The 23,233-nt window shown below is 61.3% G+C and carries 18 protein-coding genes and 1 pseudogene; 12 read left to right on the top strand and 7 right to left on the bottom strand.

The features are described from left to right. The first annotated feature begins 30 nt into the window (after positions 1-30). Positions 31-1,185 carry a hypothetical protein gene (locus tag MOV63_RS07765; protein ID WP_247033117.1) on the top strand — a complete coding sequence of 385 codons (1,155 nt, stop codon included), beginning with the start codon at positions 31-33 and terminating at the stop codon, positions 1,183-1,185. A 75-nt stretch (positions 1,186-1,260) separates the two neighbouring features. Continuing rightward, on the top strand, positions 1,261-2,862 hold the full coding sequence (locus MOV63_RS07760; RefSeq protein ID WP_247033115.1) for an FAD-dependent oxidoreductase: 1,602 nt from the start codon (positions 1,261-1,263) through the stop codon (positions 2,860-2,862). On the opposite strand, the gene MOV63_RS07755 is transcribed toward MOV63_RS07760, so the two are convergent. The 3 genes from MOV63_RS07755 to MOV63_RS07745 all read right to left on the bottom strand — a co-directional run bounded on the left by MOV63_RS07755 (position 2,852) and on the right by MOV63_RS07745 (position 6,160). Continuing rightward, entirely contained in the window at positions 2,852-4,114 is a 1,263-nt protein-coding gene (locus MOV63_RS07755) for an O-antigen ligase (RefSeq protein WP_247033113.1), read from the bottom strand. The genes MOV63_RS07760 and MOV63_RS07755 overlap by 11 nt on opposite strands. 7 nt (positions 4,115-4,121) lie before the next feature. Beyond that, positions 4,122-5,378, bottom strand: coding sequence for a polysaccharide biosynthesis/export family protein (locus MOV63_RS07750; RefSeq protein ID WP_247033111.1), 1,257 nt, complete (start codon positions 5,376-5,378; stop codon positions 4,122-4,124). Between the two features lie 101 nt (positions 5,379-5,479). Continuing rightward, positions 5,480-6,160, bottom strand: a complete 681-nt coding sequence (locus MOV63_RS07745; RefSeq protein WP_038545957.1) for a sugar transferase — start codon at positions 6,158-6,160, stop codon at positions 5,480-5,482. A 729-nt stretch (positions 6,161-6,889) separates the two neighbouring features. Here MOV63_RS07745 and MOV63_RS32760 point away from each other — a divergent pair. Both MOV63_RS32760 and MOV63_RS07735 read left to right on the top strand, forming a co-directional pair. Next, the gene (locus MOV63_RS32760; RefSeq protein ID WP_293405476.1) at positions 6,890-7,186 is read left to right on the top strand and encodes an exopolysaccharide production repressor protein; all 297 of its coding nucleotides are present in this window, start codon (positions 6,890-6,892) and stop codon (positions 7,184-7,186) included. An 87-nt stretch (positions 7,187-7,273) separates the two neighbouring features. Then, positions 7,274-8,278: a glycosyltransferase family 2 protein gene (locus MOV63_RS07735; protein WP_247033109.1), complete on the top strand. Its 1,005-nt coding sequence runs from the start codon at positions 7,274-7,276 to the stop codon at positions 8,276-8,278. Here the strand turns inward: MOV63_RS07735 and MOV63_RS07730 are convergent. Beyond that, the gene (locus MOV63_RS07730) at positions 8,269-9,213 is read right to left on the bottom strand and encodes a polysaccharide pyruvyl transferase family protein (protein WP_038545951.1); all 945 of its coding nucleotides are present in this window, start codon (positions 9,211-9,213) and stop codon (positions 8,269-8,271) included. The genes MOV63_RS07735 and MOV63_RS07730 overlap by 10 nt on opposite strands. Before the next feature lie 44 nt (positions 9,214-9,257). Further along, positions 9,258-10,226, bottom strand: a complete 969-nt coding sequence (locus MOV63_RS07725; RefSeq protein WP_247033107.1) for a glycosyltransferase family 2 protein — start codon at positions 10,224-10,226, stop codon at positions 9,258-9,260. A gap of 851 nt (positions 10,227-11,077) precedes the next feature. Here MOV63_RS07725 and MOV63_RS07720 point away from each other — a divergent pair. The 8 genes from MOV63_RS07720 to MOV63_RS07685 all read left to right on the top strand — a co-directional run bounded on the left by MOV63_RS07720 (position 11,078) and on the right by MOV63_RS07685 (position 20,534). Then, on the top strand, positions 11,078-12,226 hold the full coding sequence (locus MOV63_RS07720) for an acyltransferase (RefSeq protein WP_405029305.1): 1,149 nt from the start codon (positions 11,078-11,080) through the stop codon (positions 12,224-12,226). A gap of 3 nt (positions 12,227-12,229) precedes the next feature. Then, the gene (locus MOV63_RS07715; protein ID WP_247033105.1) at positions 12,230-13,027 is read left to right on the top strand and encodes a glycoside hydrolase family 16 protein; all 798 of its coding nucleotides are present in this window, start codon (positions 12,230-12,232) and stop codon (positions 13,025-13,027) included. A gap of 68 nt (positions 13,028-13,095) precedes the next feature. Then, positions 13,096-14,256, top strand: a complete 1,161-nt coding sequence (locus tag MOV63_RS07710) for a glycosyltransferase (protein WP_247033169.1) — start codon at positions 13,096-13,098, stop codon at positions 14,254-14,256. A 38-nt stretch (positions 14,257-14,294) separates the two neighbouring features. Beyond that, entirely contained in the window at positions 14,295-15,275 is a 981-nt protein-coding gene (locus MOV63_RS07705) for a glycosyltransferase family 2 protein (protein ID WP_247033166.1), read from the top strand. Beyond that, the gene (locus MOV63_RS07700; protein ID WP_247033103.1) at positions 15,275-16,204 is read left to right on the top strand and encodes a glycosyltransferase family 2 protein; all 930 of its coding nucleotides are present in this window, start codon (positions 15,275-15,277) and stop codon (positions 16,202-16,204) included. Before MOV63_RS07705 ends, MOV63_RS07700 begins: the two co-directional genes overlap by 1 nt. Then, positions 16,201-17,226: a glycosyltransferase family 2 protein gene (locus MOV63_RS07695; protein WP_247033100.1), complete on the top strand. Its 1,026-nt coding sequence runs from the start codon at positions 16,201-16,203 to the stop codon at positions 17,224-17,226. Before MOV63_RS07700 ends, MOV63_RS07695 begins: the two co-directional genes overlap by 4 nt. Next, a complete protein-coding gene (locus MOV63_RS07690; RefSeq protein ID WP_247033099.1) occupies positions 17,217-18,122 on the top strand; it encodes a UTP--glucose-1-phosphate uridylyltransferase in 906 nt (301 codons plus the stop codon). Before MOV63_RS07695 ends, MOV63_RS07690 begins: the two co-directional genes overlap by 10 nt. Before the next feature lie 75 nt (positions 18,123-18,197). Then, complete coding sequence (locus tag MOV63_RS07685; protein WP_038545930.1) at positions 18,198-20,534, top strand: polysaccharide biosynthesis tyrosine autokinase; 2,337 nt, start codon at positions 18,198-18,200, stop codon at positions 20,532-20,534. A 56-nt stretch (positions 20,535-20,590) separates the two neighbouring features. Here MOV63_RS07685 and cysG read toward each other — a convergent pair whose 3' ends face one another. Beyond that, on the bottom strand, positions 20,591-22,078 hold the full coding sequence (gene cysG, locus MOV63_RS07680; protein ID WP_247033098.1) for a siroheme synthase CysG: 1,488 nt from the start codon (positions 22,076-22,078) through the stop codon (positions 20,591-20,593). Next, positions 22,050-23,075: pseudogene (locus MOV63_RS32755) on the bottom strand (molybdopterin dinucleotide binding domain-containing protein); the annotation flags it as partial. The gene cysG and the pseudogene MOV63_RS32755, both read right to left, overlap by 29 nt. Positions 23,076-23,233 lie beyond the last annotated feature (158 nt).

Genomic DNA, 23,233 nt, shown 5'->3' with positions numbered 1-23,233 from the left:
CTCGCCGACATTGCTCATAAAACCTTCCGGATGACGATGCGCCTGCGTCCGGTACGCTTATGGCTGCTAAGTCTGTTTGCTGCCGCCGTTCTCTCCGGCTGCGAGTCCTCGTCCGTCGCCGATAAGGTTCTGGACGACAAGGCGCTGAAGCCGCCGCCGTCCATGGTTGAGGAAACATTCGGCCGGGGCTCGACGGAAATTACGCTGCTTCTGACAAAGGCGCCGAACGGCGTCTATGAGGGCGCCGCGCGCGACATACGCGACGGTGCGGCGCTTGCCATCGGCGAACTTGACGATGCCGCTGTGATGAAGATCAAGGTGGTCGACGTGGCGGGAGGGCCAACTACGGTGGCTGCGGCGCTCGCAGCTGCCAAGGCACGCAATTCCGGTCTGCTGATCAGTTATGCGCCGCAGGCGACGACGGCGGCGATTGCCGCCATTCCGGCCGATCAGCGACCGCCGCTGATCAATCTTTCAAGTCCTGTAACCGGCGCGAAAGTCTTCAATTTCGGGTTTGACGAAGTGGCGAGCGTTGCTCGGGGTGTGCACCCGGTCATCGCTTCCGGCCACAAGAGAGTTGTCGTTCTGACGCCCAACAGCATAGCCGGCGTTGACGAAGAGCGCCTAAGATCGGCCGTCACCCAGGCCGGCGGTGCGCTGATCGGCGTGGTTCGTTATGATCCAGCCGCGCCGCTTGGTGACCTGCTTACCCGCAACAAGGCTTTGCTCGATGATGCCGGTGCCCTGGTGCTGATGGGTGATTCTGCGGCGATCGGGCCTATCTTGAAGGGTGTCAGGGCCTCTTTCGCCAAACTGGCCGTTGTCGGAACCAGCCACTGGCCGATGGAGCTTTATTCCGATCCGGCAGCCAGCGGCGTCATCATCGCAGCGGTCGATCCGGATGCTTCCCTGTTGATCGGCGAGCGCTATCGTCGTTTCAACAAGCGTTCGCTCTCGGTCTATGCCGCCGAGGGTTACGACAGTATCGCGGTCGCTGCCGGCATCGTCAGAGGCAAGGGTGCTGCGGCACTGACGTCGGAAATGCTGACGACAAAGACCGGTTTTCGAGGGGTTACGGGTCTGTTCCGCTTTACGCCGAGTGGTATGGCGGAGCGCAGGATCGGGCTTTACAAGATCGACGGCGGCCGGTTGGTGGCCATCGAGCCGAAGGCGGTCAGCTTCTAGCGGTGCATGGGCGGTTCCCTTTCTGCCGGCATGCTCTATGTGCTGGTAATCCAAGGTTCTCTCTCAAAGGCATACATGGCTTCAGCAGATACTGAGACGACGGATGTCTGCATCGTCGGCGCCGGCCCCGTCGGGTTGGCACTCGCCTTCAAGTTGGAGGAGTTGGGGCTCTCGGTAACCCTTGTCGAGATGGGTGCTGGCGGAGCAACGGATGATGCCGGTGCCGGTGGTATCGAATTCACCAACGGCCATCATGCAGCTTCGATGGCGATGTCCCGGCCAGGCATCGGCGGAGCTTCCGCGCTCTGGGGCGGCCGGTGCGTTACCTTCGACGATATCGATCTACAGAAGCGAGATCATGTGCCCTTTTCCGGCTGGCCTATTTCTCACGAGGAGCTTCGCCGCCACTACCGGGAGGCGCTGACATTTCTCAATTGCAATGCCGCCGAGCCTGCTTTTGAGGCGATCGACGTTTCCGACCATGGGGTCGATACGAACGCTCTGGAGCGATGGAGCCGGTCTCCGGATCTTGGCCCGGTTTACAGAGAGCGGCTCAAGGCTTCCAAGCGTATTCGTCTCGTGAACACGATCGTCACCGGGATTACACTCGATCGTTCTGGTGGACTTGTCGAAGCTCTCGCCACCTCACGCGGAGGGCGGGAAGGCCAGATTACGGCAAGGACTTTCGTGCTTGCCGGAGGAGGGCTGGAAAATGCCCGCCTGCTGCTTGCTCTGCGGGAGAGGCAGCCAGAGGCATTGGGTGGTACGGGCGGTCCGCTCGGCCGTTTTTATCAAGGGCATCTCACAGGCTATATTGCCATGCTGCAATTCGACAAGCCCGGGCGCGCGAGCCATTTCGCCTTCAATGTCGACGACGAAAACTATGTCTTTCGTCGCAGGCTGCAGATCGTACCGGAGATCCAGGCAGAGGAGGGGCTTCTCAACTGCGTCTTCTGGATCGACGCAATTTCGGTCGCCGACCCCGCGCATGCCTCCGGCGCGCTGTCGCTGATCTATCTGTTCCTGAAAATGTTCGGCCTCTACCGCCGTCTCTCGAATGGCCTGGCACCGACGGCTAAGGGGCCTGAGAATATCGACCGCCGGCAGCATTGGCGGAATATCCGCGCCGATCGCCGCCTGGTATTCGATCTGTTCGGGTCGCTTCTCAATATGTTGGAGAGGCGCATCGAGCCGTGGCGTACGCTGATCAATCCGAAAGGTCGTTATCTGCTTCGCTACCATGCCGAACAGGTGCCCAATCCGGAAAGCCGGGTCCACCTTCAACAGGGTGGAGCGGGCAGGCAGGCCGCCCTTGTCGTCGATTATCAAGTGGTCGAACAGGACGTCAGTTCGGTCCTGAAATCGCACGAGATTCTCGATACGTGGTTACGTCGAACCGGGGTCGGTCGGCTGGAATATCTGCATGATGCTGCCCAGCGGCGGCAGGCCGTGCTGAGCCAGGCATTCGACGGTTATCACCAGATCGGCCTCAGCCGCATGTCCGATACACCCGATGATGGCGTCACGGATGCCAATTGCCGCGTGCATGGCATCGGCAATCTTTATCTCGCCGGCAGCGGCCTGTTCCCGACAGGAGGCCATGCCAATCCGACACTGCCGGCCGTGGCGCTGGCGCTCCGGCTCGCCGAGCACCTCTTCGAAAAGCTCAAGCGGTAACGGTCCGCCAGCCTCCAACGGGATGAGAGGTCAACACGGTGGACTTCTGGCGAAGGGTCAACCGGCCGGCCGCGTAGAACATCAGGAATGAACCGATCTGGTAGGGGAAAAGTACGTCGACTTCGACGAAGGCCCTGATCAGCAACAGAACACTCAGCGCGCATAACAGCGTCGACGCGGGATCGCGATTGTGGCTCAGCATCGCGCTCAGATGGCCGAAGACGTTTATCAACATGATCATGCACAATAGGGCGAGCCCGATCAGGCCGGTCTCGACGGTGACTTCGATGAACGTGTTGTGGAAATGAAAGCCGCTACGGGCCGTGATGAAGAAATCATCCCATAGCCTCTCGGCATCGGCGAAGCCGGGAACCCAGTAACCCTGATAACCGGTGCCGAGAATCGGGTTGTCGCGGATCGCCTCGATTCCCTGCTGCCAGAGATAGGTCCGTCCCGTCAGCGTCGAATCCTTGCCAAAGATGCCGAGAACGGCATCGACAGCGCCCATCTGCAGCGCTCCGATGATCGCGACCACGCCGACCACCACCAGCCCGGAGACCAGCAGCTTGCGGTGATTGGGGGAAAGCTGTGCGACCGGCATATAACCGGCGCAGAGCGCCAAGACGCCGGCGGTCGTAATGGCAGAGGTCGCCGACTGCGAGGCGAGAAGGCAATAGGCGCTGAGCAGGCCGACGCCGCCCGACGCCATCAACCAGGGGCCTTTCTGCCGCCAGATGAGCAGATAGGACGCGGCGAAGAAAAGGCCGAGCGAAGCGTAGAAACCGAGCTGGTTCTTCGAGGAGAAGGCTCCGACGAAACTATAACTGCCGTCAATGGCGTCGTAGAGGTAGGTTCCGAACAGGATGGAGAAGACGAGCACGATCGCCGTGCCCAGGATCGCACCGCGGGTCAATGTCAGCACGCTGATCGTGCGCATGGCGATCAGCGCACAGACGACATGCGTCAGGTATTGTATCGCGGTTCGCAGCGAGATGCCGAAGGCGGGCGACCAGAAGGCGGAGACGAAGCAGAACAGCGCAAATCCGAATATCCAAAGATATTTCAGATAATTACCGAGAGCCTGCCGATAGTCGGCAACTACCAGCAGGAACCAGAGGCCATAATAGGCGAGGATCGAAATCTGCCCGAACCGGCTCGAATAGGCGAACACGAAGAAGGACAGCGCGACCGCAGCCACGCCGTAGACTTCATTGCGAGCCGGGTCGATCAGCGCAGATTTCGCAATCCTCATGCGATCCTCATTGCATCAGGAGTTCAGCAGCGACCTTGACAACATCGCCGGGCAGAAGCTTGTCGTTTTCGCCGACGGCGACCTCTTTCGGCCCCTGGCCCTCGTCCCGCACCACGGTGTATTTGATGGTGGCGGACTTGCCCGAAGGGTCGAATTTCAGCGCCTCGGCCGATTGAGCCACGGCTTCCGACATCAGCTCGCGGCTGGTTCCGAGCTGCAATCCGAGCTTTTCGAGTTCGGCTTCGGTGTTCTGCAGCTCCTGGGCGCGCTGGGCTTCCCAGTCGTTGCGCAGGTTGATCTCGTCCTGGTTCGCCTTGTTGATATCCTGCTTGGCGCGAAGTATTGACGTGTCGATATCAAGGAGGTTCGCTTCGATGGTCGCGGCCCTTTCCTCGGCGGTGATGCGGCGGCTGGAGGTCGCCAGTCCCTGTTCGGTCAGCTTCGCCATTTTTTCCCGGTCCTCGCTGACGAGCTGCAGCTGCCGCTTCTGGGTGTCGGTCTTCTGGCTGAGAGACTGGACCTCGTTTTCGAGCAGCGTCCGCAGGTCGGTGAGAGCCTTCAACTGAAGCTCGTAGCGTTCTCGCCGCGATTTCATCAGCGAGACTTCGCTGGCGATCAGCTTTTCGGCATTGCCGACGTCCTTGAGTTCCGGCGGGACTTTCAATTCGGTAGCACCGGCGACTTCCGCCAACAGCCGGGCGCGGCGGGCGAGAAGCCGGCCGCGTTGGGAATCGTAGACCGAGGCGTCGCCGCGGGCATTGATGAAGTCGCGGGCGAAACGCTGGCCCGAATCAGACCGGAGAAGACCGCCGGCGAGGCTGATGGCCTTCAGCACGGTCAGGTTGGGGGTATAGGGATATTCGCCCGGCGTATGCACGTCGCCAGCCAGGAAAACCGGCCGGAACTGGGCGATTTCCACGGAAGCCGACGGCAGGTTGCGCAACGCGAATTTGCCGCGCAATTCCTCGCCGATGGTTTTTGCGACTTCCCCGGCCGTCTTGCCGGCAGCCGGGAGGTCGCCGATGAAGGGGAGCGAGAGCGATCCGGTCGGCCCGATGGTATAGTCGCCGCTCACCGCATCCCAGTTGCGGATCGTGCCGTCGGCCGGCTGCCACTCGGCGACGCGGACGCGAAGCTTGTCCATCACCCCGAGGCGATAACCGGTCTCTCCCGCAGTCGCGTTCCCGGCCAGAGCGACTGTGATCGCACCGGCCAGAAAACATAACGCACGCAAGCTCCTCGCGGAGGCGGTTTGTGTCTGCATGGATTTTTCCTTCAAAAGGCGCGGAACCAGTCCGCGCTCGAAGCCGCCAGATTTGCCGATCCCGTCAAGCGGTCCGGCGCCTCAGCAGAGAGGATGGACTATCAGTAACTGCCGCGCGCCATGCAGACGGCGGGAATCGTTTTCACAATGATTGCGACGTCGCCGATCAGCGACCAGTTCTGGACGTATTGGGTGTCGAACGCGATGCGGGTATCATAGGAAACGTCATTGCGACCGCTGATCTGCCACAGACCGGTGAGGCCCGGGCGCGTGCTCAGGTAGAAAGCCGCAAAGCTGTCATAGAGGTTCAGTTCCTCGTCGACCACGGGGCGAGGACCGACCACGCTCATTTCGCCACGCAGGATGTTGAGAAGCTGCGGAAGTTCGTCGAGGCTAAGCTTACGCAGCACAGTGCCGACAACCGTCACCCGGGGATCGAACTTGAGTTTGCGCGTCGCTCGCCATTCCTCCGCCGCTTGCGGATTGGCTTTCAGATAGTTTCGCAGGACTTCATCGCCATTCACGGCCATCGTGCGGAACTTGAGGCATTTGAAGGTACGACCGTTGTGGCCGATCCGGCGATGTCCATAAAAAATGGGGCCATTGTCGGAGAACTTTACCAACGCCGCGATCATCAGGAAGATGGGACTGAACAGGATGAGGGCCAGGGCGGCGGCGGTGATATCGAAACTTCGTTTTGCCAAGCCCCCAGTTGGGAGAGTCATGCGGGCTTGGTCTGACGTTGAGAACGGCGAACCTGCCGAACGTGTCGCTGACTTCATAGAGTGAACTCCACTTATGTTTTGCGATAGTCGGTGCCATTACGGCGCGTCATTGAGCGTTAATGTGATAATAAGTCTGTGTTCGCAATTTGATGAAGATCAAACTTTTCCGTCAACCGCATCCCGCCGGAGTCGGGGCGCGGTTTCCAACCCGCGATTGGGCGGGAACAACTTGGGAGATATACGCCGGAAGCGCAGTCAATACTGTACTGGGCGTGTAAAAGCGGTCTAGTGGCTAATATTCCCGACCTGGTTCAAACTTATCCCGGCATTCTCTCCTGTCGGCCGCCTAGTCATAGATCGCCCAGCTGCTTGGGGACGGGGACCAAAGTAGCTTGCGTCTGGGACCAAAGGCCCACTCCTGCTGCGCCGCAATACAATGCTGCGGCGCAACAACGCCTGTCGGTTTCGAGTTAGCTTTGTAACAAAAGTTGATCGGGTTCGAGGGGAATTGAGAGCTGCGGTTGGCGAGTTCGTTCCAACAGCGGCGAATCCGGGCATAAATGTGGCAAAAGAGAGGCGCAGTGCTTGTGGCGCTGTGATAGAGATGGGCCTGCTGCCCGCAGTATTTGTTCGGAACCTCATGGACCTTACGAAAGTTTCACCAATAGTCTGGCATTATCGAGATCGGAAAACTTGAATCCTCTCCTGCAGACTCATATGGTTGTCTTATCGGGAGAGGAGCCTGAAAAACCACGAACTGAACAGCCACGTTCGGGAGGAACGATCATGTACGCGCCACGCGTCTTTATCAGCATGACAGTGACTCTGATCGTGTTCGCGGTGGCTGCGTATCTTATCACCGGGTCGTTCTATACGGCAGTTATACAGACGCTGATCTGTGCAGTCCTGATCCAGGCCGGATATTTCGCTGCTGTCCTTTACCTCGTTCGCCGTGAAAAGCAGATACGGGAGACGGGAGCGACTTCGGATGCTGCCGCGGCTGCCAAAAGCTCCAAGGATGGCAGCCGGCGCGACGGATTGCGTGCCGATGCCGCCCCGAACCTTCCTGCCGGCGATACCTGACCGTTCTGACGCTTTTTTCCGCCAGTTTCACACGAGGGCCATTTTCCTGAGCCCATAGTTGCGGACGGATGCAACATGGAGAGGGCTATGGTTGAACACGCTTCCCAGACGATCTGCGTCATCATCGCGGCCAAAAACGCCGCTGAAACCATTGGAATCGCGATTCAATCCGCCTTGAACGAGGCGCATGTCAGCGAAGTCGTGGTGGTCGACGACGGCTCCACCGACGAGACCGCGGATGTCGCGCGCAGATCGGATGATAGGTCAGGACGGCTGACGGTTGTCTCGTTCGATCAGAATCGCGGACCCTCTGCTGCCCGCAATCATGCCATTGCCATATCGGCGGCGCCGCTGATCGGTATTCTCGATGCCGACGACTTCTTTTTTCCGGGCCGGTTTGCGCCGATGCTGGCGGAGGACGGCTGGGACCTGATTGCCGACAATATCGCCTTCATCTACGAGCCAAGCGAATTCATTCGCCCGGAAAGGTTCGAGACGCGGGCGCGGAGCATGTCGCTGACTGAATTCGTGGAAGGCAATATTTCCAAGCGCGGGGTCAAGCGCGGCGAGACCGGTTTCCTGAAGCCGGTGATGAGCCGGGCGTTTCTCGACGCCCATGGTCTTCGCTACGACGAAAACATGCGGTTCGGCGAGGATTACGACTTCTACGCCCGGGCGCTCGCCAAGGGCGCGCGCTACAAGGTGATCGAGCATTGCGGCTACGGCGCCATCGTGCGCCAGGATTCGCTGAGCGGCCGGCATCGCACCGACGACCTGCGCAAATTCTACGAGGCGGACGACGCGCTCCTTGCCGATCCGGCGCTCAGCGAGGAGGAGCGGGCGGTGATCGTCCGGCATCGCGACCATACGCGCGACCGCTACGAACTGCGTGCCTTCCTCGACATCAAGTCGCAGGCGGGGAACGGTGCGGCCATCCGGCACTTGCTCTCCCACCCGCAGGTCCTGCCGGCCGTGGCGACCGGCATATTCCTCGACAAGCTCGATCTCCTGCGCGCCAGGTCGTCCAAACCGCAGGCACAGCCGGTCGGCATGCGCTATCTTCTGCCCGGCATACCCGCCGCTCAGAAATAGTCGCGGCGGATCCCTTCCAGCATCGCCCGGAATTTCTCCTTGCGCTCCTCCAGAACCTCGACGGGGCTGAGCCGCGGTTCAGCGCGGCTTGCCTGCCAGAGCGCCAGCACGGATGGGGCTGCGAGGAACTGTTTCGCCATCCCGCGAAGGCCGCTTTGTGACGGCGCCGGGTGGGTCATGACTTCGCCGCCATGAGTGTCGTATGCGGCCTGACTTGGCTGCTCCTGACCGTCGAAGCTGATGCCCCAGAAACGCGAGCGTTTGGCTACAGCTTCGGCTCGGGTGGAGACCGGCACGTAGCGAGGTTCGTATGTTGTCCCGACAGATTTGGCCCAGTCATTCCATTTGAAATTGTTGATGGAACGGGAGCTGCTGACGGCCACCCAGGGAACCCGGAACGCATCCGCCAGGATCGCACCATGCATGGATTCGGCAATGATCAGTTCCGACTGGGCGATATGGCGGATGACCGACTTCGCTTCCCCGCGCGGATCGAGATAGGTGAGGCCGACGGGCTCGCAGACGGCGTTCCACATGCCGAATTCGGCCGATTCCCAATGGGGAATGAAGGTTTTCCTGTGGATTTTCGGCAGGTTCTGGAATTCCGGCATGTCGGCGATCATGACCGCCGGGTCGGTGATCGCCTTGTCGGTCGAAATGCCGAGCTTGGCGGCCGTCATCGGACCGCGGACTGTCCGCACGTCCCATTCCGCGGCGTCGGTGACATCAGGCGGCGTGCCATAACCGTAGCCGCTGCCGATCACCAGCTTCTTCTGGCCGACAGGCAGCAGGACCGGATTGAGGACCGTGCCGACGCCGACCAGCAGGACTTCAGGATGGACGTCCCGAAAGCCGGGTAGCAGCGCATCCCAGAGCCAGAGATTGAGATCGTCGCCGAAATTGCCGTGATGCGATTCCCAGTAGTACGCTTTCATGCGGCCCTCCGTGGGATGATGAATTTGAAAGGAAACGCAAGCATTTAGCGTGCGCTGCGGCCGAGTTTCCCGGCTCCGAGTTCGAATGCCGCCCGGATCAGCGCGGGATCGCGCATGACCCAGCGGGCGAGCAGGCCAAGGTCCGGCGCCTGGCGGCGTTTCACTCGTCCGGCCTGGCTCCAGAGCGCCTGCCGGCGGGCGGTGTTCTTGTAGGATGCGATTGAGGCGACGTCGCTGGGGCGGGAGCGGAAGCGCTCCTCCAGCGTATCGAGCGCCACCCAGGTGTTGAACTGCTGTCGCAGGAACTGCGGAGAGCGATTGTCGATGCTGTGGAAGATATTGAGGCCCATGCCGCGGGCCGCACCCTCTTCGTCGCAAAGCAGGGTTCGCTTCGATTTCAGGATGCAGTCGACGAAGAACAGCACGTCTTCAGCCGCCAGCCGCAGGGAGGGTTCGAAGCGAACCGTCTCGAAGACCGGCCGGGCGATGACCATGCAGGAGAGATGCAGGAAACTCCAGTTCTTCAGCATGACACTCGCGAGATCCGGCATTTCGATCAGGAGCGGGTTTTCGGAAAGCCGCGTGCCGCCCTCCGCCTGTTCGAGCTCGGCCATGCCGAAGTGGTAATAGAACTCGTCGCTCGCCTGCATCGAGGCCCAATAGCACTCGGTATCGAAGCCGGTCATGCTCTCAAAGGCGTTTTTCAGATGATCCGGCAGCCAGACGTCGTCCGAATCGAGAAGCGCCGCGAAACGGGTCGAAGCCGGGACGTTGTCGAGGCCGGTATTGCGTGCGGCACCTGGCCCGCCGTTCTGCTGGCGAATCACGCGGATGCGGGTTTTCCAAGCATCTTCAATACCTTGAAGCTCCACGTCAGCGGGTAGGGGTGATTCGTCGTCGACGATGACGATCTCGAAGTCCTGATAGGTTTGATCGAAAATCGATTTCAGTGCGCGGCGAAGAATGCCGGCTTCCTTCTGGAAAAATGGGATAATTACGGTGAACGTCGCCATGTGTTCGCCCCTGCTTTCTCAAACAATTGCAAGCCGCCGACAGTTGCCGGGCTTCGGGTTAGCGGCAGTTCGCTGCCGTATCGAATGACCTCCCAGTAACAAGACTTGACCATTTCGCCCCCTGCCAAGGCGTAAAGACAAACGCGACCAATGTCGGTGGAGCGCGCTATCAAAGACCGCTACATTCGGGCTGAAATTTGTCACAGCCCTCATTCTGACAAGAGTGCCGACCTTGGAAGATCCTGGATCGGTGGCGGTGACGCTCACTCTTATGTGGTTTTTGGCAGCGATCGCCGAGCCGTCCCGCACGTCTTTGCGGAGAGGTTAATGAACTCCTACCGGGAGCGGGCGGGGCGGAGTTTGTCGGGCGATCACTTCATCGGGGCCATTTCTGATGCCCGAATACGCGCAGTTTCATGGAGCGTTCTCGAACTCGTCCGGCGACTCGGATTGAGCAGCGCAGCCGGTGTCCCTTTCGTTTGATTGTGTCGCAGATTTGCCTTTATTTCGCCACATTACGGGACAGCCTCGACGTAAAGAGGTATCCAGATACAAACGCATTAGCCGTTTTGGTCTATTGCAAAAAGATTTTTTTGTGCTGCTGCGGTGCAGCATTGCCCTGGCTCCAACATGCCGTGAATCCTTGAAAATCATAAGCCCAAGGAGCGGCAGCGGGCCGCCGGAGGGGCGCCTCTTCGTGCCCTTCACATTCCGCTACGAGCTCCTTTTTTGCTGCGCCGCCACATTTTGTGCCAAACTCGGCACGATCCTTTTTGGGTGACTGCGGGCTCAAGTCTGCTCTGATTGAAACGGTAGTGGCGGGGAGGCACTGCCCAAAAAGGGTGACTCGTTTGACTGTCGATCCAAATATATCCTCCCGTATCAATTTGATGCGCATCCTGCTGATCTCCGGCATTCTCTTCGTCCATGTGCCGCATGATCCCGACACCAGCCCGTTCCTCGGGCTGAATGGTTTGTTCGATTGGCTCAGGGTTTTCCTCGGGGATAGCCTATTCCGCATTGGCGTACCCTGCCTCAGCGCGATTTCCGGCTATCTACTGTTCCAGCGGGGTTGGGAGACGTTCAACTATTCCAAGACGCTTCGCTCCAAGGCGAAGACCGTCCTCTTGCCTTTCCTGTTGTGGAACCTCGGTCTGCTTGGAGCCATGTTCGTCATCCAACGCGTCGACATGGGCGTTGGATATTTTCCCGATCTCTGGAACATCTCGACGCGCGAACTCCTAAGTAACGCGTTCGCGACGGAAGGCTTGCCGATCAATATTCCGCTCTACTTCCTGCGCGACCTGATCGTCTGCATCCTGCTGTCGCCGATCCTTGCCGTGCTGGTGCGGCGTTTTCCGGCAGCGACGCTCGGCGTTCTGTTCCTGCTGGCGATCACCCCCATGCTGACGGTCGGCATCGTGCTGAAGAAATCGATCCTGTTCAGCTTCACCCTCGGCATCTTCCTGGCGCTCTACCAGGTGGACCTCAAGTCTGCGGACCGGTTTGCGGGACCGGGTACGGCGGTGATGCTTGCCGCCGCGGTGCTGTTGTCCATCGGCCTCTACTGGACCGGCCCGGATTTCCCCTGGCCTCTCGACATGGCGCGCAACGCGCTTTCGATCCTCGGAGCCGGTGGTTTCTGGCTGATGTCGGCGATCGTCATCCGTTCCTGGATCGGTCAGCGGTTGGCTGCCACCGGAAGCCTGAGCTTCTGGATGTTCTGCGCCCATTATCCGCTGCTCGTCCTGATGTGGATGGTGTGGAACCGCGTGGCAGGCGACGACCTTTACCCGCTCTTCTACGGCGTCGCCGCCGTTGCAAGCTTCGTCATCCTTGTTGTCAGCAACCGCCTCGTCTCGCACAGAATGCGCGGTCTCTACGAGGTGTTGACCGGCAGCCGCGGTCGCAAGGCCAAGCTTCTGGCCGCCACCAAATCCCACCCACTCGCCGAGGCTTCCGGTCCCGGCGAACCCGCAATAACGCAACAGCACAGGTGAAACATGACGGCTAAGGCCAGACAGATTCAACTAACCTGCCAGGTTATCATCGCTGCCGCGGTGTCTGGACTTCTCTCGCCCGCAGCACAGGCCCAGCAGGCTAACGCGGGCAAGTCCTTCGTGGAAAACTTCGACGGACTCAACCGTTCCTTCTGGTACGTCTCGGACGGCTGGAACAACGGCAAGCATCAGAATTGCAACTGGTCGAAGAAACAGGTGAAAGTCGAGGGCGGTACTCTGCAGCTCGGCTTTGCGCAGGACAAGGCCAGCGACCGCGACTTCGCCTGCGGCGAAATCCAGACCAATGTGCGTTTCGGCTATGGCACCTATGAGGTGCGGATGAAATCCGCATCGGGCTCAGGGCTCAATTCGGCGTTCTTCACCTATATCGGCCCGACCGACAAAAAGCCGCATGACGAGATCGACTTCGAAGTGCTCGGCAAGAATACCGGCCAAGTTCAGGTCAACCAGTATGTTTCCGCCAAGGGCAATAACGAAAAACTGGTGCCGGTCGCCGGCGGTGCGGACCAGGGCTTCAACGACTATGCCTTCATCTGGGAGGAAAACCGCCTCCGTTACTTCGTGAACGGCAAGCTCGTTCAAGAAGTAACGGACAAGGCGAAGATACCGCAGAACCCTCAGAAGATTTTTCTCAGTCTCTGGGGAACCGACACGCTCAAGCAGTGGATGGGCGCATTTTCCTACACTCAGCCGACCTCGATGACCGTCGACCGGGTCGCTTTTACCGCGCTCGGCGAGCCCTGCCGTTTTCCTGAATCCGTGCTCTGCACGCTCGGCTGAGCCGCCTCGGCGGCTCGACAATGGAGTTGGACGATTTGACGTTGAACGTTCTCTATCTCGCGCATGACATGGCCGACGCGGCTATCCGGCGGCGCGTGCTGACCTTGAAGGCCGGTGGTGCGAGCGTCACCGTCGCCGGCTTCGAGCGCGGCGCGAACGTGCTTGCCGACGAGCGGGATGTGACGACCGTTTCACTCGGGCAGACGGCGGACGGGCGTTTTGCGCAGCGCATCGGAGCGGTTCTTGCCGCGCGCATGAGGCTGAAGCGAACGCTGGCCGGTATCGCCGTGCCCGACGTCATCATCGCCCGCAACCTGGAGACGCTGGCGCTTGCCGGACGTGCTGCGTCCATGTTCAGCCGCCGGATTCCTGTCGTTTACGAATGCCTTGATATTCACCGCCTGCTTCTCGACGAGGGGATGAAGGGTCGTCTGATGCGCCAGGCGCAGCGGTTCTTCGGCCGCCGGGCGAGCCTGCTGATCACCAGTTCCCCGGCGTTCGTGGATAATTTCTTCAAACCGCGTTCAGGCCTCGACCTTCCGGTTCTGCTTCTGGAAAACAAGGTGCTCGCTCTCGAGCCGGAACCGGTGTCCGAGCCACTCCTGCCCCGTCCGCCGGAACCGGGCAAACCTTGGCGGATCGGCTGGTTCGGAGCGATCCGCTGCCGCAAGTCGCTCGATATACTGATCGATTTTGCGGCCCGCATGGACGGCAAGGTTGAGATCGTATTACGCGGCCGCCCCGCCTACAGCGAATTCGACGATTTCGATGCGGCGGTCGCGGCTGCCCCGCATGTGGAGTTCTACGGTGCCTACCGCAATCCGGAGGATCTCGCTGCGATCTACGGCGACGTGCAGTTCACTTGGGCGATCGATTTCTTCGAGGAGGGGCTGAATTCCAGCTGGCTGCTGCCGAACCGCCTTTACGAAGGCGGGCTTTACGGAGCGGTGCCGATTGCGCTTGCCGGCACGGAGACCGGCCGTTTCGTCGGCAAGCGAGGCATCGGTCTGGTGCGCAATCACGTGACGGGGGAGACCCTCGAAACGCTGTTCAACGAGATGACGGAAGCGCGCTACGTCGACCTTTTTTCCCGGCTTGCGGCCGTCGAGCGCTGTCAGTGGGTGACCGGACCGGCGGAATGCCGCGCTCTTGTTTCGCGGCTCGCCGCCCTACATCCCAACGTCCCGTCGCCGGCCGAAATGCCGGCCGTTTCAACCGTACAATCGTGAGGTGGAGTATGGTTTTGCGTTCTCACTCCAATGCCCAGATGTCCGAGATCCGGACGCTTCTGGTGATCCCATGCCTCAACGAAGCGGCGACGATCGCGCCGTTGCTGCATAAGCTGAACGGCCAGCGCGGCGACATGGACATGCTGATCGTTGTCGCCGACGGCGGCAGCCAGGACGGCACGCCGGACATCGTCCAGGACCTTATTCCGGAAATCCGCGACCTCGTGCTGATCGGAAATCGCAAGCGTATCCAGAGTGCGGCCATCAACCTCGCCGTCGACCGGTTCGGCGAGGATCGGGACTTTCTCATCCGCATTGATGCGCATGGGGATTATCCGGACGATTACTGCCGGACGCTTCTGCAGGAGGCCGTCGAAATGGACGCCGACTCCGTCGTCGTCGGCATGGAGACGATCGGCTTCGGCACTTTCCAGAAGGCAACTGCGGTGGCGCAGAACTCGAAGCTTGGAAACGGCGGTTCGAAACATCGCGCCGGCGGCGGCGGCGAGTGGGTCGATCATGGCCACCACGCGCTGATGCGGATTTCGGCCTTCCGGGCCGTTGGCGGCTATGACGAGAGTTTCAGTCACAACGAGGATGCGGAACTGGACTTCCGGCTGCGCGCGGGCGCTTTCCGCATCTGGATGACCGGCAAGACCTACATGACCTATTATCCGCGTTCGACCGCCTCGGCGCTGTTCCGGCAATATCTCGCCTATGGCCGGGGCCGGGCGAAGAACCTCGTCAAGCATCGTACCATTCCGAAGCTCCGGCAAGCGATCCCGCTTGCAGTCGCGCCGGTCGTCGTCGCTGCGCTGCTTGCACTCCTCTATTGGTGGGCGGCGGTGCCGATGGTCGTCTGGGCCGCGGCCTGCATCGGTTACGGCTTCTGGCTCGCGGTGGGGCAGAAGAACCCTTACGGCCCGCTTGCCTCGCTTTCGGCGATGATCATGCATTTCGCCTGGTCGGCCGGCTTTTGGCTGGAGCTGATCGGCATCCGGCCGCGGAGGATCGCTTGATGACGGCAGAGGAAAAGCCGGTCCGCGTCGATATCGGCATCTGCACCTATCGGCGGCCGGAGCTGGCCGAGACGCTGATCTCGCTCTTCGAGATCGCCATCCCGGGCGGCGCGGAATTGCGCCTGATCGTCGCCGATAACGATGCGAGCCCGAGCGCAAGCGGGCTGGTGGATGGTTTGCGGGCGCGTTCGCCGTTCCCGATCCGCTACGTGCATTGCCCGAAGTCGAATATCTCGATCGCCCGCAATGCCTGCCTCGCCGAAAGCGATGCGGACTACCTTGCCTTCATCGACGACGACGAGACGGCGGAGCCGGAATGGCTGGCCGGACTGATGGCGATGGCGAGGAACACGGGGGCGGACGCCGTTCTCGGGCCGGTCCGAGCCGTCTACGGATCGCAAAGCGCCAGCTGGATGCGCAATGGCGATTTCCACTCGACGATGCCTGTCTGGGTCGGCGGGCAGATCAGGACCGGTTATACCTGTAACGTCCTCCTCCATTTGCGCTCGCCGGTCGTCGCGGGCAGCAGGTTTGCACTTTCGCTCGGCCAAAGCGGCGGCGAGGATACACATTTCTTCACTGCTTTGACCGATGCCGGCGGGCGGATCGAATTTGCGCCGGATGCGGTGATCGAGGAACTGGTGCCCGAAAAGCGGGCAAGCTTTTCCTGGCTTGCCAAGCGCCGTTTCCGCTCCGGACAGACGCATGGACGCATTCTCGCCGCCAAGAACTCCGGTCTCGGCCGCCTCAAGCAGACCGGTCTCGCGATGCTGAAGCTCGGTTATTGTCTAGCGGTGACGGCGGCAACCATTCCCTCGCCGGTTACCCGCGTTCGCTACGCCCTTCGTGCGGCACTCCATGCCGGCGCCGTCACGGGCACGCTCGGTGTCCGGGAGATCCGCCAATACGGAGCCGCCGAAGCCACATGACGATGCATGATCTGCAGGCCCCGGATTTCCAGCCCGACGTGAGTTTCGTGATTGCGGCTTATAACGCCGAGGAGACGCTTGCGCGCGCGATCGACAGCGCGCTTGCGCAAATCGGCGTGACGCTCGAAGTGATCGTCGTCGACGATTGCTCGACCGATGGAACGCGAGCCGTCGCGGAAGCCTATTCGGATCAGCGTGTCAGGTTGATCGCCCAGGCGGTGAATGGCGGGCCGGCCGCCGCACGTAATGCCGGACTTGCCGCGGCAAGGGGGCGTTGGGTCGCGATCCTCGATTCCGACGACTCGATTTACCCCACCAGGCTTTTGACCATGCTGGAGCGGGCCGAGAACGCGCAGGCGCAGATCGTCGTCGACAATCTCGACGTCATCCCGTTCGATGCCGGCGAGCCTTATGAGATGTTCTCCAAGGAGGCGCTCAGGCAGCGGTCGATGCTGACGCTTGCCGAATTCATCGGCTCGAACGTGATTTTCCAGTCGACCTTCAACTTCGGCTACATGAAGCCAATTTTCGAACGCGCATTTCTCGTCGAGCACGGGCTGCGCTTCGACGAGGCGCTGCGGGTCGGCGAGGACTACCTGTTGCTTGCTTCCGCCCTGGCGAGCGGCGCGCGATGCGCGATCGTGCCGGAGATCGGATATGTCTATCACCTGCGTCAGGGTTCGATCTCGCGCGTTCTGGAGCAGAGCCATCTGGATGCGATGCTGGCCTCCGACAGCACTTTTCTCGCCCGCTACAAGCTGGATGCGAAAGCCTCGGCTGCCCAGCGCAGGCGCACCCGCAGCATTCTTGAAGCGGGTTCATTTCTCACGCTCGTCGACGAAATCAAGAAGGGTTCCGTCGGCGGCTTCCTGAAAACGGCAATCGAAAACCCACGTGCGCTCCGACTTCTGCGCATGCCGATCGCCGTTCGCATGCGTCGGCTGGTGAAACGGCCGACGTCACTTGAAAATCCGATCAATAGGGCGGGGGCGCCCTCAGAAAGGACGAAGGAATGGACATGAAAAGACCAGTTCGAAAGGCGGTGATACCCGTCGCAGGCAACGGCACTCGGTTCCTGCCGGCCACCAAGGCCATGCCGAAGGAAATGTTGACGATCGTCGACCGGCCCGTCGTTCAATATGCGGTCGACGAAGCCATGCAGGCGGGAATCGAGAACATCATTTTCGTGACCAGCCGCAACAAAACCGCGATCGAGGACTATTTCGACAGCGCGCCGGAGCTCGTGGCGACGCTGACCCGCTCGGGCAAGACGGTCCAGGTTACCCAGCTCGAAAAGATGCTGCCGGTCGCCGGCACCGTCAGCTATACGCGCCAGCAGGTGCCGCTCGGGCTTGGTCATGCGGTCTGGTGCGCCCGCGAACTGGTGGGCAACGAACCCTTCGCACTGCTTCTGCCCGACATGGTCTCCTACGGTTCGCAGGGTTGCATGGCGGGGCTGATGGATCTCTATGAAGAAGTCGGCGGCAATGTCTTCGCGGTCGAAGAATGCGCACCCGAAGAGACGTCGAGCTACGGCATCGTGGGGGTCGGCCACAGCGTGCCGCACGGTTTCGAGGTGACGGAAATGGTCGAAAAGCCGAAACCTGCCGAGGCGCCGTCCAATTATTACCTGAATGGGCGCTATATTCTGCAGCCGGAAATCTTCGAACTGCTGGCCCGGCAGGAACGCGGCGCCGGCAACGAAATTCAGCTGACGGACAGCATGCACAAGCTTGCGCAGGTCCAGCCGTTCCATGCGCATCCCTATCAGGGACGCACATTCGATTGCGGCAGCAAGCGCGGCTTCATCGAGGCGAATGTCGCCTTCGCCATGCTTCGCCAGGACATGGGGGCCGAGATTTACGCCTCCATCAAGGAATTGCTGATGTCGCACGAAACGCGGGTCAAGGCCGCCTGACGCGCATTCAAGTCATACGAGGCGGATGGCGGCGGTTCCGCCATCCGTCCCCCAAAGCTCCAGAAAGCGAGCCCTATGGATCAGGTAAACTTCAGACCGAGAACGATATTTCCGAGCGAAACGCGGGATCACGACACATTCATCGATCTCGATAAGCTCTGGGCAGCGGCGATCCGTCGTTCGGGCGTCATCGTCGTGTGCCTCGTTGTGACGGTTGTCCTTGCCGGGGTTTACCTCGTGATGGCGCAGCCGATTTATACTGCGCTGACGCAGATACTGATCGATGATAACCTTTCGCGTTACGCCGACGACCCTCAGGACAGTCAGACGGCCCAGCAGATCGACAATCGCATGTCGAGTGCGGTCGAGATCCTGAAATCCAAGGCCTTGGCGGTAAGGGTGGTCGACAAGGCCAAGCTCGATCAGAACGAGGCGGTGGTCAACCCGCCGCAGTCGCCCGTCGATCTTGCCAAGGGCGCCATCCGCAGTGTCGTTGCGCTTCTGACGCCCGGCAGCCCACCGCCTTCCGAGGAGAATGTCAGGATGGGCCGGGTCGAAAAAGCGGCGGCCGTTCTGCAGCAATCGCTGACTGTGGAGCGTGTCGGCCGCAGCTCGGTGATCGCTCTGTCCATTCGTTCGCCAGACCCGCAACTTGCCGCGCTGATCACGCGGACCTATGCGGAATCCTATCTGACCGAACAGCTGAACGCCAATTTCGATGCGACGGAGCGGGCTTCGCTCTGGTTGCAGGAACGGTTGAACGACCTCAACACCCGCTCGCAGCAGGCCTCGCTTGCCGTCGAGCAATTCAAGACCCAACACGGTCTGGTTTCGCCGCGCGGCGAACTCCTGTCGACGCAGCAGCTTTCGGATCTCAACAGCCAGCTGATCGTCGCCCAGGCCGATGCGGCAACCGCTTCGGCACGCTACAACCAATATCAGGCGATCATCGACAAGGGGCCTGACGCGGCCGTTCAGAACGCAGTCGTTTCGGCTCGCGATACGGACAACACGGTCATTCAGGACCTCCGCAAGCGGTATATCAACATTTCCGACCGCGAGCAGGGCATCATCCAGCAGTTCGGCGCGAACCATCCGCAGGCGGTCGCGCTCAAGACGGAAAAGAGCGAACTCGCGCAGCAGATTTATCGCGAGCTGCAGCAGTTGACGGGCAGCTTCCGCAACGTGTTCGAAGTGGCGAGTTCGCGCGAAAAATCGCTGCGTGAGAGCATCGACCGGGTTGCGGGCCGCAATTCGGAGGCGAATGTCTCGATGGTCCAGCTGCGCGAACTGGAGCAGAAGGCGGCGGCGCTGAAGACGCTCTACGAATCCTTCCTCGGTCGTTTCGAAGAGGCAACACAACGGCAATCCTTCCCGATCGCCAAGGCTCGCGTGATCTCTGACGCTGGCCTGCCGACTGCCCCGTCCAGCCCGCGCAAGACGCTGACCATGGCGCTCTCCGTCGTGCTTGGCCTGCTGATCGGCGGCGCGGCGGCAACGCTCTTGGAATTCCGCGAGCGGTTCTTCCGGACCGGCGACGATGTGCAGGAGAAGCTTGGCCTTCGCTTCCTCGGCTACCTGCCGAAGGTCAGCGGTGCCTTCGCGGAGGACGCGCCGCCACCGCCACCAACTGAGGCCGAGGCGGCCGGAGCGCCTCCCGGCAACCCGATCTCGTTCCGCCGATTGATGCGGGTCGCGGTCGAGGCGCCGCGGTCTCAATTCGCCGAGACGCTACGCAATGCCAAGCTTGCCTGCGATATCATGCTGCAGGAGCGGAAGTGCCGGGTGATCGGCGTGGTCTCCTGCCTGCCGGGCGAAGGCAAATCCATGGTCGCCGCCAATTTCGCCGGACTGATCGCCTCGACGGGCGTTCGCACGCTGGTGATCGACGCCGACCTGCGCAATCCGGGCCTCAGCCGCATGCTGGCCTCCGAACCGGAAGTCGGACTGGTCGAGGTGGTGCTCCAGCAGACGCCATGGACCAATGCCGCGCGGGTCGACCGCCGGTCGCGCCTGACGATCCTGCCGATGACGACGCGTAGCAAGCAGCTTGCCCATACGAGCGAGCTCCTCGCTTCTTCCGGCATGAGCCATTTCCTCGAAAGCATCAAGGATACGTTCGACGTCATCGTCGTCGATCTGGCGCCGCTCCTCCCGGTTATCGATGCGAAGGCCTTCGAGCCCTATGTCGATGGTTTCGTCTTCGTTACCGAATGGGGCGTGACGCCTGCGAAGGCGGTGCAGTCGGTGATCCGGTCCGAACCGCAGATCGCCTCGAAAACGGTGGGCGTGATCCTCAACAAGACAGAGATGTCGGAGCTGCACCGCTATGCGGATCCGGGCGCGCCGGAGCGGCTGCACAGCAGCTACGTCTCCTATTACAAGGACGGGTCCGCCTCTGCGCCTCGATAAGCCTGTGATTCAGTTGATCTGTGATTCAAGGGGCGGTTTTTACCGCCCCTTTTCCGTCAGGCGCTTGCTGCGGCCTGGTCGTTCCACTGCGTGCAGTCGCCGAAATCGACCTTGCGAAATACGTGGCCGATGCCGATCAGCACGGGTTCGTCGATACCGATCTCTGCCATGGCCGCAGCCATGTCGCTCAGCCGTCCGGCCCAACGCCGCTCGTTCGGCCGGGTCACCGCGCTGACGATCACCACCGGCATGTCGGGCGTCATGCCGGCGTCTGTCAGCTTGCTGACGATCTCTCCCGCCGTGCGTCCCGCCATGTAATAGATGGTCGTGGTCTTCGGATCGGCGAGGCTTTTCCAGTCCAGATTGTCCGGCAGCACGCCCTTGCGCGAATGGCCGGTGACGAAACGAACGCCCTGCGCATGGTCGCGATGGGTCAGCGACACGCCGAGCCGCGATGCCATGGCGCTCGCCGAAGTGATGCCCGGCACCACGTCGACGGGGATGCCTTCTCGTTCCAGGCAGGCGATCTCTTCGCCGGCACGGCCAAAGACCATCGGATCGCCGGACTTCAGGCGGACGACGCGTTTGCCCGCCTTGGCGAACTTCACCAGCATGTCGTTGATGTCTTCCTGGCGGCAGCTTACCCGGCCACCGCGTTTTCCGACCAGCATGCGTTTCGCCTCGCGGCGTGCGAGCTCCAGCACCTCGTCGGAGACGAGATCGTCGAACAGGATGACGTCGGCCGCCTGCAGCGCACGCACCGCCTTCAGCGTCAGAAGTTCGGCATCGCCGGGGCCGGCGCCGACAAGGGTGACACGGCCCTTCTGGGTCGAGGATGCGACGCGGCCGGCATCGGCGAAGATAGCGGCTTCGCTGCCCGATCCCGGTTCGCTGCCGAAGGCGCGGTCCACGAAACGTTCCCAGAAGGCCCTTCGCTGCGGGCCGGGCGCCAGGCGGTCGTTGATCTTTTCCCTGAGCGATTGGGCGAGTTCCGCCCAGCTTTTCAACGAGGCTGGCAGCAGGGTTTCGATACGGCGGCGGATCGCCTGCGCCAGGATCGGCGCCGCGCCATCGGTCGAGATGGATACGACGACCGGCGAGCGGTTGACGATCGAACCGAACTGGAACTGGCAGAAGGCGGGTTTGTCGATGACATTGACCGGCACGCCCGCCGCGCGGGCAGCATTGAAAAACGCCTGCGCCTCGTCCTCATCGTCGCAATCCGCAATCGCAATCGCGATCGTTGCGACCTCGAAAATCGAAGCGTCCCACACGTTTAGATGATGAATAAAGCGGCCCTGCGGATGTTCCGCCCCGCGTTCGATCAGCTTTTCGAAGGTCTCGGACAGTCTATCCGCATAGACATGCACATTGGCGCCGCAGGCGGCAAGCAGCTCGGCTTTCCAGGCAGCCGCATCCGACCCACCGGCAACGATGACGGGCCTGCCTTCGAGCGCCCAGAAGACCGGGAGCTTCGCAAGCGGCGCCATGCGGGCACCACGATCAGGAGATGCTTCATTCCGCGGCTGCTGCAAGACATCCATCGATGATCCCCCTGATTTCAGCGCGGCAGGAGCCGCAATTGGTGCCGGCATTGGTTGCTTTTCCGACGGCCTCGACGCTGTGGCAGCCGCCTCGCACGGCGCCGATGATCCGGTTGACGCCGACCGAAAAGCAGGAGCAGACGGTGGCGCCGGGATCGGGCTGGTCGGCCCCGGGCCGTCCGGCAACGATCGCAAAGCGCTTGCGCAGGTCGGAATGTTCGGCGGCAAGTTGGCCGATTGCCCAGTTGCGTGCGACGGCGACCGGCTCGTTCGCCAGGAAAAGAGCTGCGAGCAGCTTTCCGCCCTCGAAAAAGGCGAGGCGCAGATCGCCGGACTGATGGTCGGCATAACCGAGCGGCTCGATCTCGGCCGGGATGCCGAATGCTCCCCGGCACCAGGTCACCCAGTCCTCGACCGGGTCCGCGAACGCGAGCTCGATCCGCCAGCCGCCATCGGTCTTGGCGAGCGCCCAGTAATCCGCCTGGGGGTTCAGGGGTTTCGAGGCGGAAACGGCAAAGCCGTAGAGGCAAGCGGCGAACGGCCGGGCGGCGATCCCTATGTTCTTCGACGCCGGTTGACCGGAAAACGGGTCGGTGACGGGTGCGACCAGCGTATCGATGCGCGCCTTTGCGGCGAACTGGTCGTTCCAGTGCATCGGCACGAAGACGTTTCCACGGGCCTGGCGTTCGGTGACCAGCGCCCGGACGATTGCCTTGCCGTGGGGGCTTTCGAGTTCGACCAGGCCGGCGCCGCGAATGCCGAGTTCCATCGCATCGCGCGGATGGAGTTCCGCAAAGGGCTCGGCGATATGGCCGGAAAGCCTGGCACTTTTCGCCGTTCGCGTCATCGTGTGCCAGTGATCGCGGATGCGGCCGGTATTCAGCGTCAGCGGGTATTGTTCATTGGTGCGGTCGGTGGCCGGCGCCTGGACGGCGATGAAACGTGCCCTACGATCTGGGTGATAGAAGCCGCCATCGGCGAAGAAGCGCTTGTCGCTACCCCCCTCTGGCCTGCCGGCCATCTCCCCCTCAAGGGGGGAGATCGGCTGGGCGCCAACTCTTTGTCCAAAATCATCCGTCGAGCAGGCCGTCTCGTTTCTTTGGAAGCGACGATCCTGCCGCTTGTGATCTCCCCCCTTGAGGGGGAGATGGCCGG

Origin of the sequence: Neorhizobium sp. SHOUNA12A (genome assembly GCF_023006505.1) — a bacterium.
Lineage (GTDB): Bacteria > Pseudomonadota > Alphaproteobacteria > Rhizobiales > Rhizobiaceae > Neorhizobium.
The sequence above is the reverse complement of the archived record's forward strand: the minus strand, read 5'-3'. Positions and strand labels throughout refer to the sequence as shown.

What these genes read in the sequence shown, in the direction of transcription:
- MOV63_RS07705 (WP_247033166.1), top strand. Translation starts at nt 14,295, where the DNA reads ATGTCCGAGATCCGGACGCTTCTGGTGATCCCATGCCTCAACGAAGCG.
- MOV63_RS07690 (WP_247033099.1), top strand. Translation starts at nt 17,217, where the DNA reads ATGGACATGAAAAGACCAGTTCGAAAGGCGGTGATACCCGTCGCAGGC.
- MOV63_RS07760 (WP_247033115.1), top strand. Translation starts at nt 1,261, where the DNA reads ATGGCTTCAGCAGATACTGAGACGACGGATGTCTGCATCGTCGGCGCC.
- MOV63_RS07685 (WP_038545930.1), top strand. Translation starts at nt 18,198, where the DNA reads ATGGATCAGGTAAACTTCAGACCGAGAACGATATTTCCGAGCGAAACG.
- MOV63_RS07725 (WP_247033107.1), bottom strand. Translation starts at nt 10,226, where the DNA reads ATGGCGACGTTCACCGTAATTATCCCATTTTTCCAGAAGGAAGCCGGC.
- MOV63_RS07695 (WP_247033100.1), top strand. Translation starts at nt 16,201, where the DNA reads ATGACGATGCATGATCTGCAGGCCCCGGATTTCCAGCCCGACGTGAGT.
- MOV63_RS07745 (WP_038545957.1), bottom strand. Translation starts at nt 6,160, where the DNA reads ATGAAGTCAGCGACACGTTCGGCAGGTTCGCCGTTCTCAACGTCAGAC.
- MOV63_RS07755 (WP_247033113.1), bottom strand. Translation starts at nt 4,114, where the DNA reads ATGAGGATTGCGAAATCTGCGCTGATCGACCCGGCTCGCAATGAAGTC.
- MOV63_RS07700 (WP_247033103.1), top strand. Translation starts at nt 15,275, where the DNA reads ATGACGGCAGAGGAAAAGCCGGTCCGCGTCGATATCGGCATCTGCACC.
- MOV63_RS07765 (WP_247033117.1), top strand. Translation starts at nt 31, where the DNA reads ATGACGATGCGCCTGCGTCCGGTACGCTTATGGCTGCTAAGTCTGTTT.
- cysG (WP_247033098.1), bottom strand. Translation starts at nt 22,078, where the DNA reads ATGGATGTCTTGCAGCAGCCGCGGAATGAAGCATCTCCTGATCGTGGT.
- MOV63_RS07715 (WP_247033105.1), top strand. Translation starts at nt 12,230, where the DNA reads ATGACGGCTAAGGCCAGACAGATTCAACTAACCTGCCAGGTTATCATC.
- MOV63_RS07710 (WP_247033169.1), top strand. Translation starts at nt 13,096, where the DNA reads ATGGCCGACGCGGCTATCCGGCGGCGCGTGCTGACCTTGAAGGCCGGT.
- MOV63_RS07730 (WP_038545951.1), bottom strand. Translation starts at nt 9,213, where the DNA reads ATGAAAGCGTACTACTGGGAATCGCATCACGGCAATTTCGGCGACGAT.
- MOV63_RS32760 (WP_293405476.1), top strand. Translation starts at nt 6,890, where the DNA reads ATGTACGCGCCACGCGTCTTTATCAGCATGACAGTGACTCTGATCGTG.
- MOV63_RS07735 (WP_247033109.1), top strand. Translation starts at nt 7,274, where the DNA reads ATGGTTGAACACGCTTCCCAGACGATCTGCGTCATCATCGCGGCCAAA.
- MOV63_RS07750 (WP_247033111.1), bottom strand. Translation starts at nt 5,378, where the DNA reads ATGCAGACACAAACCGCCTCCGCGAGGAGCTTGCGTGCGTTATGTTTT.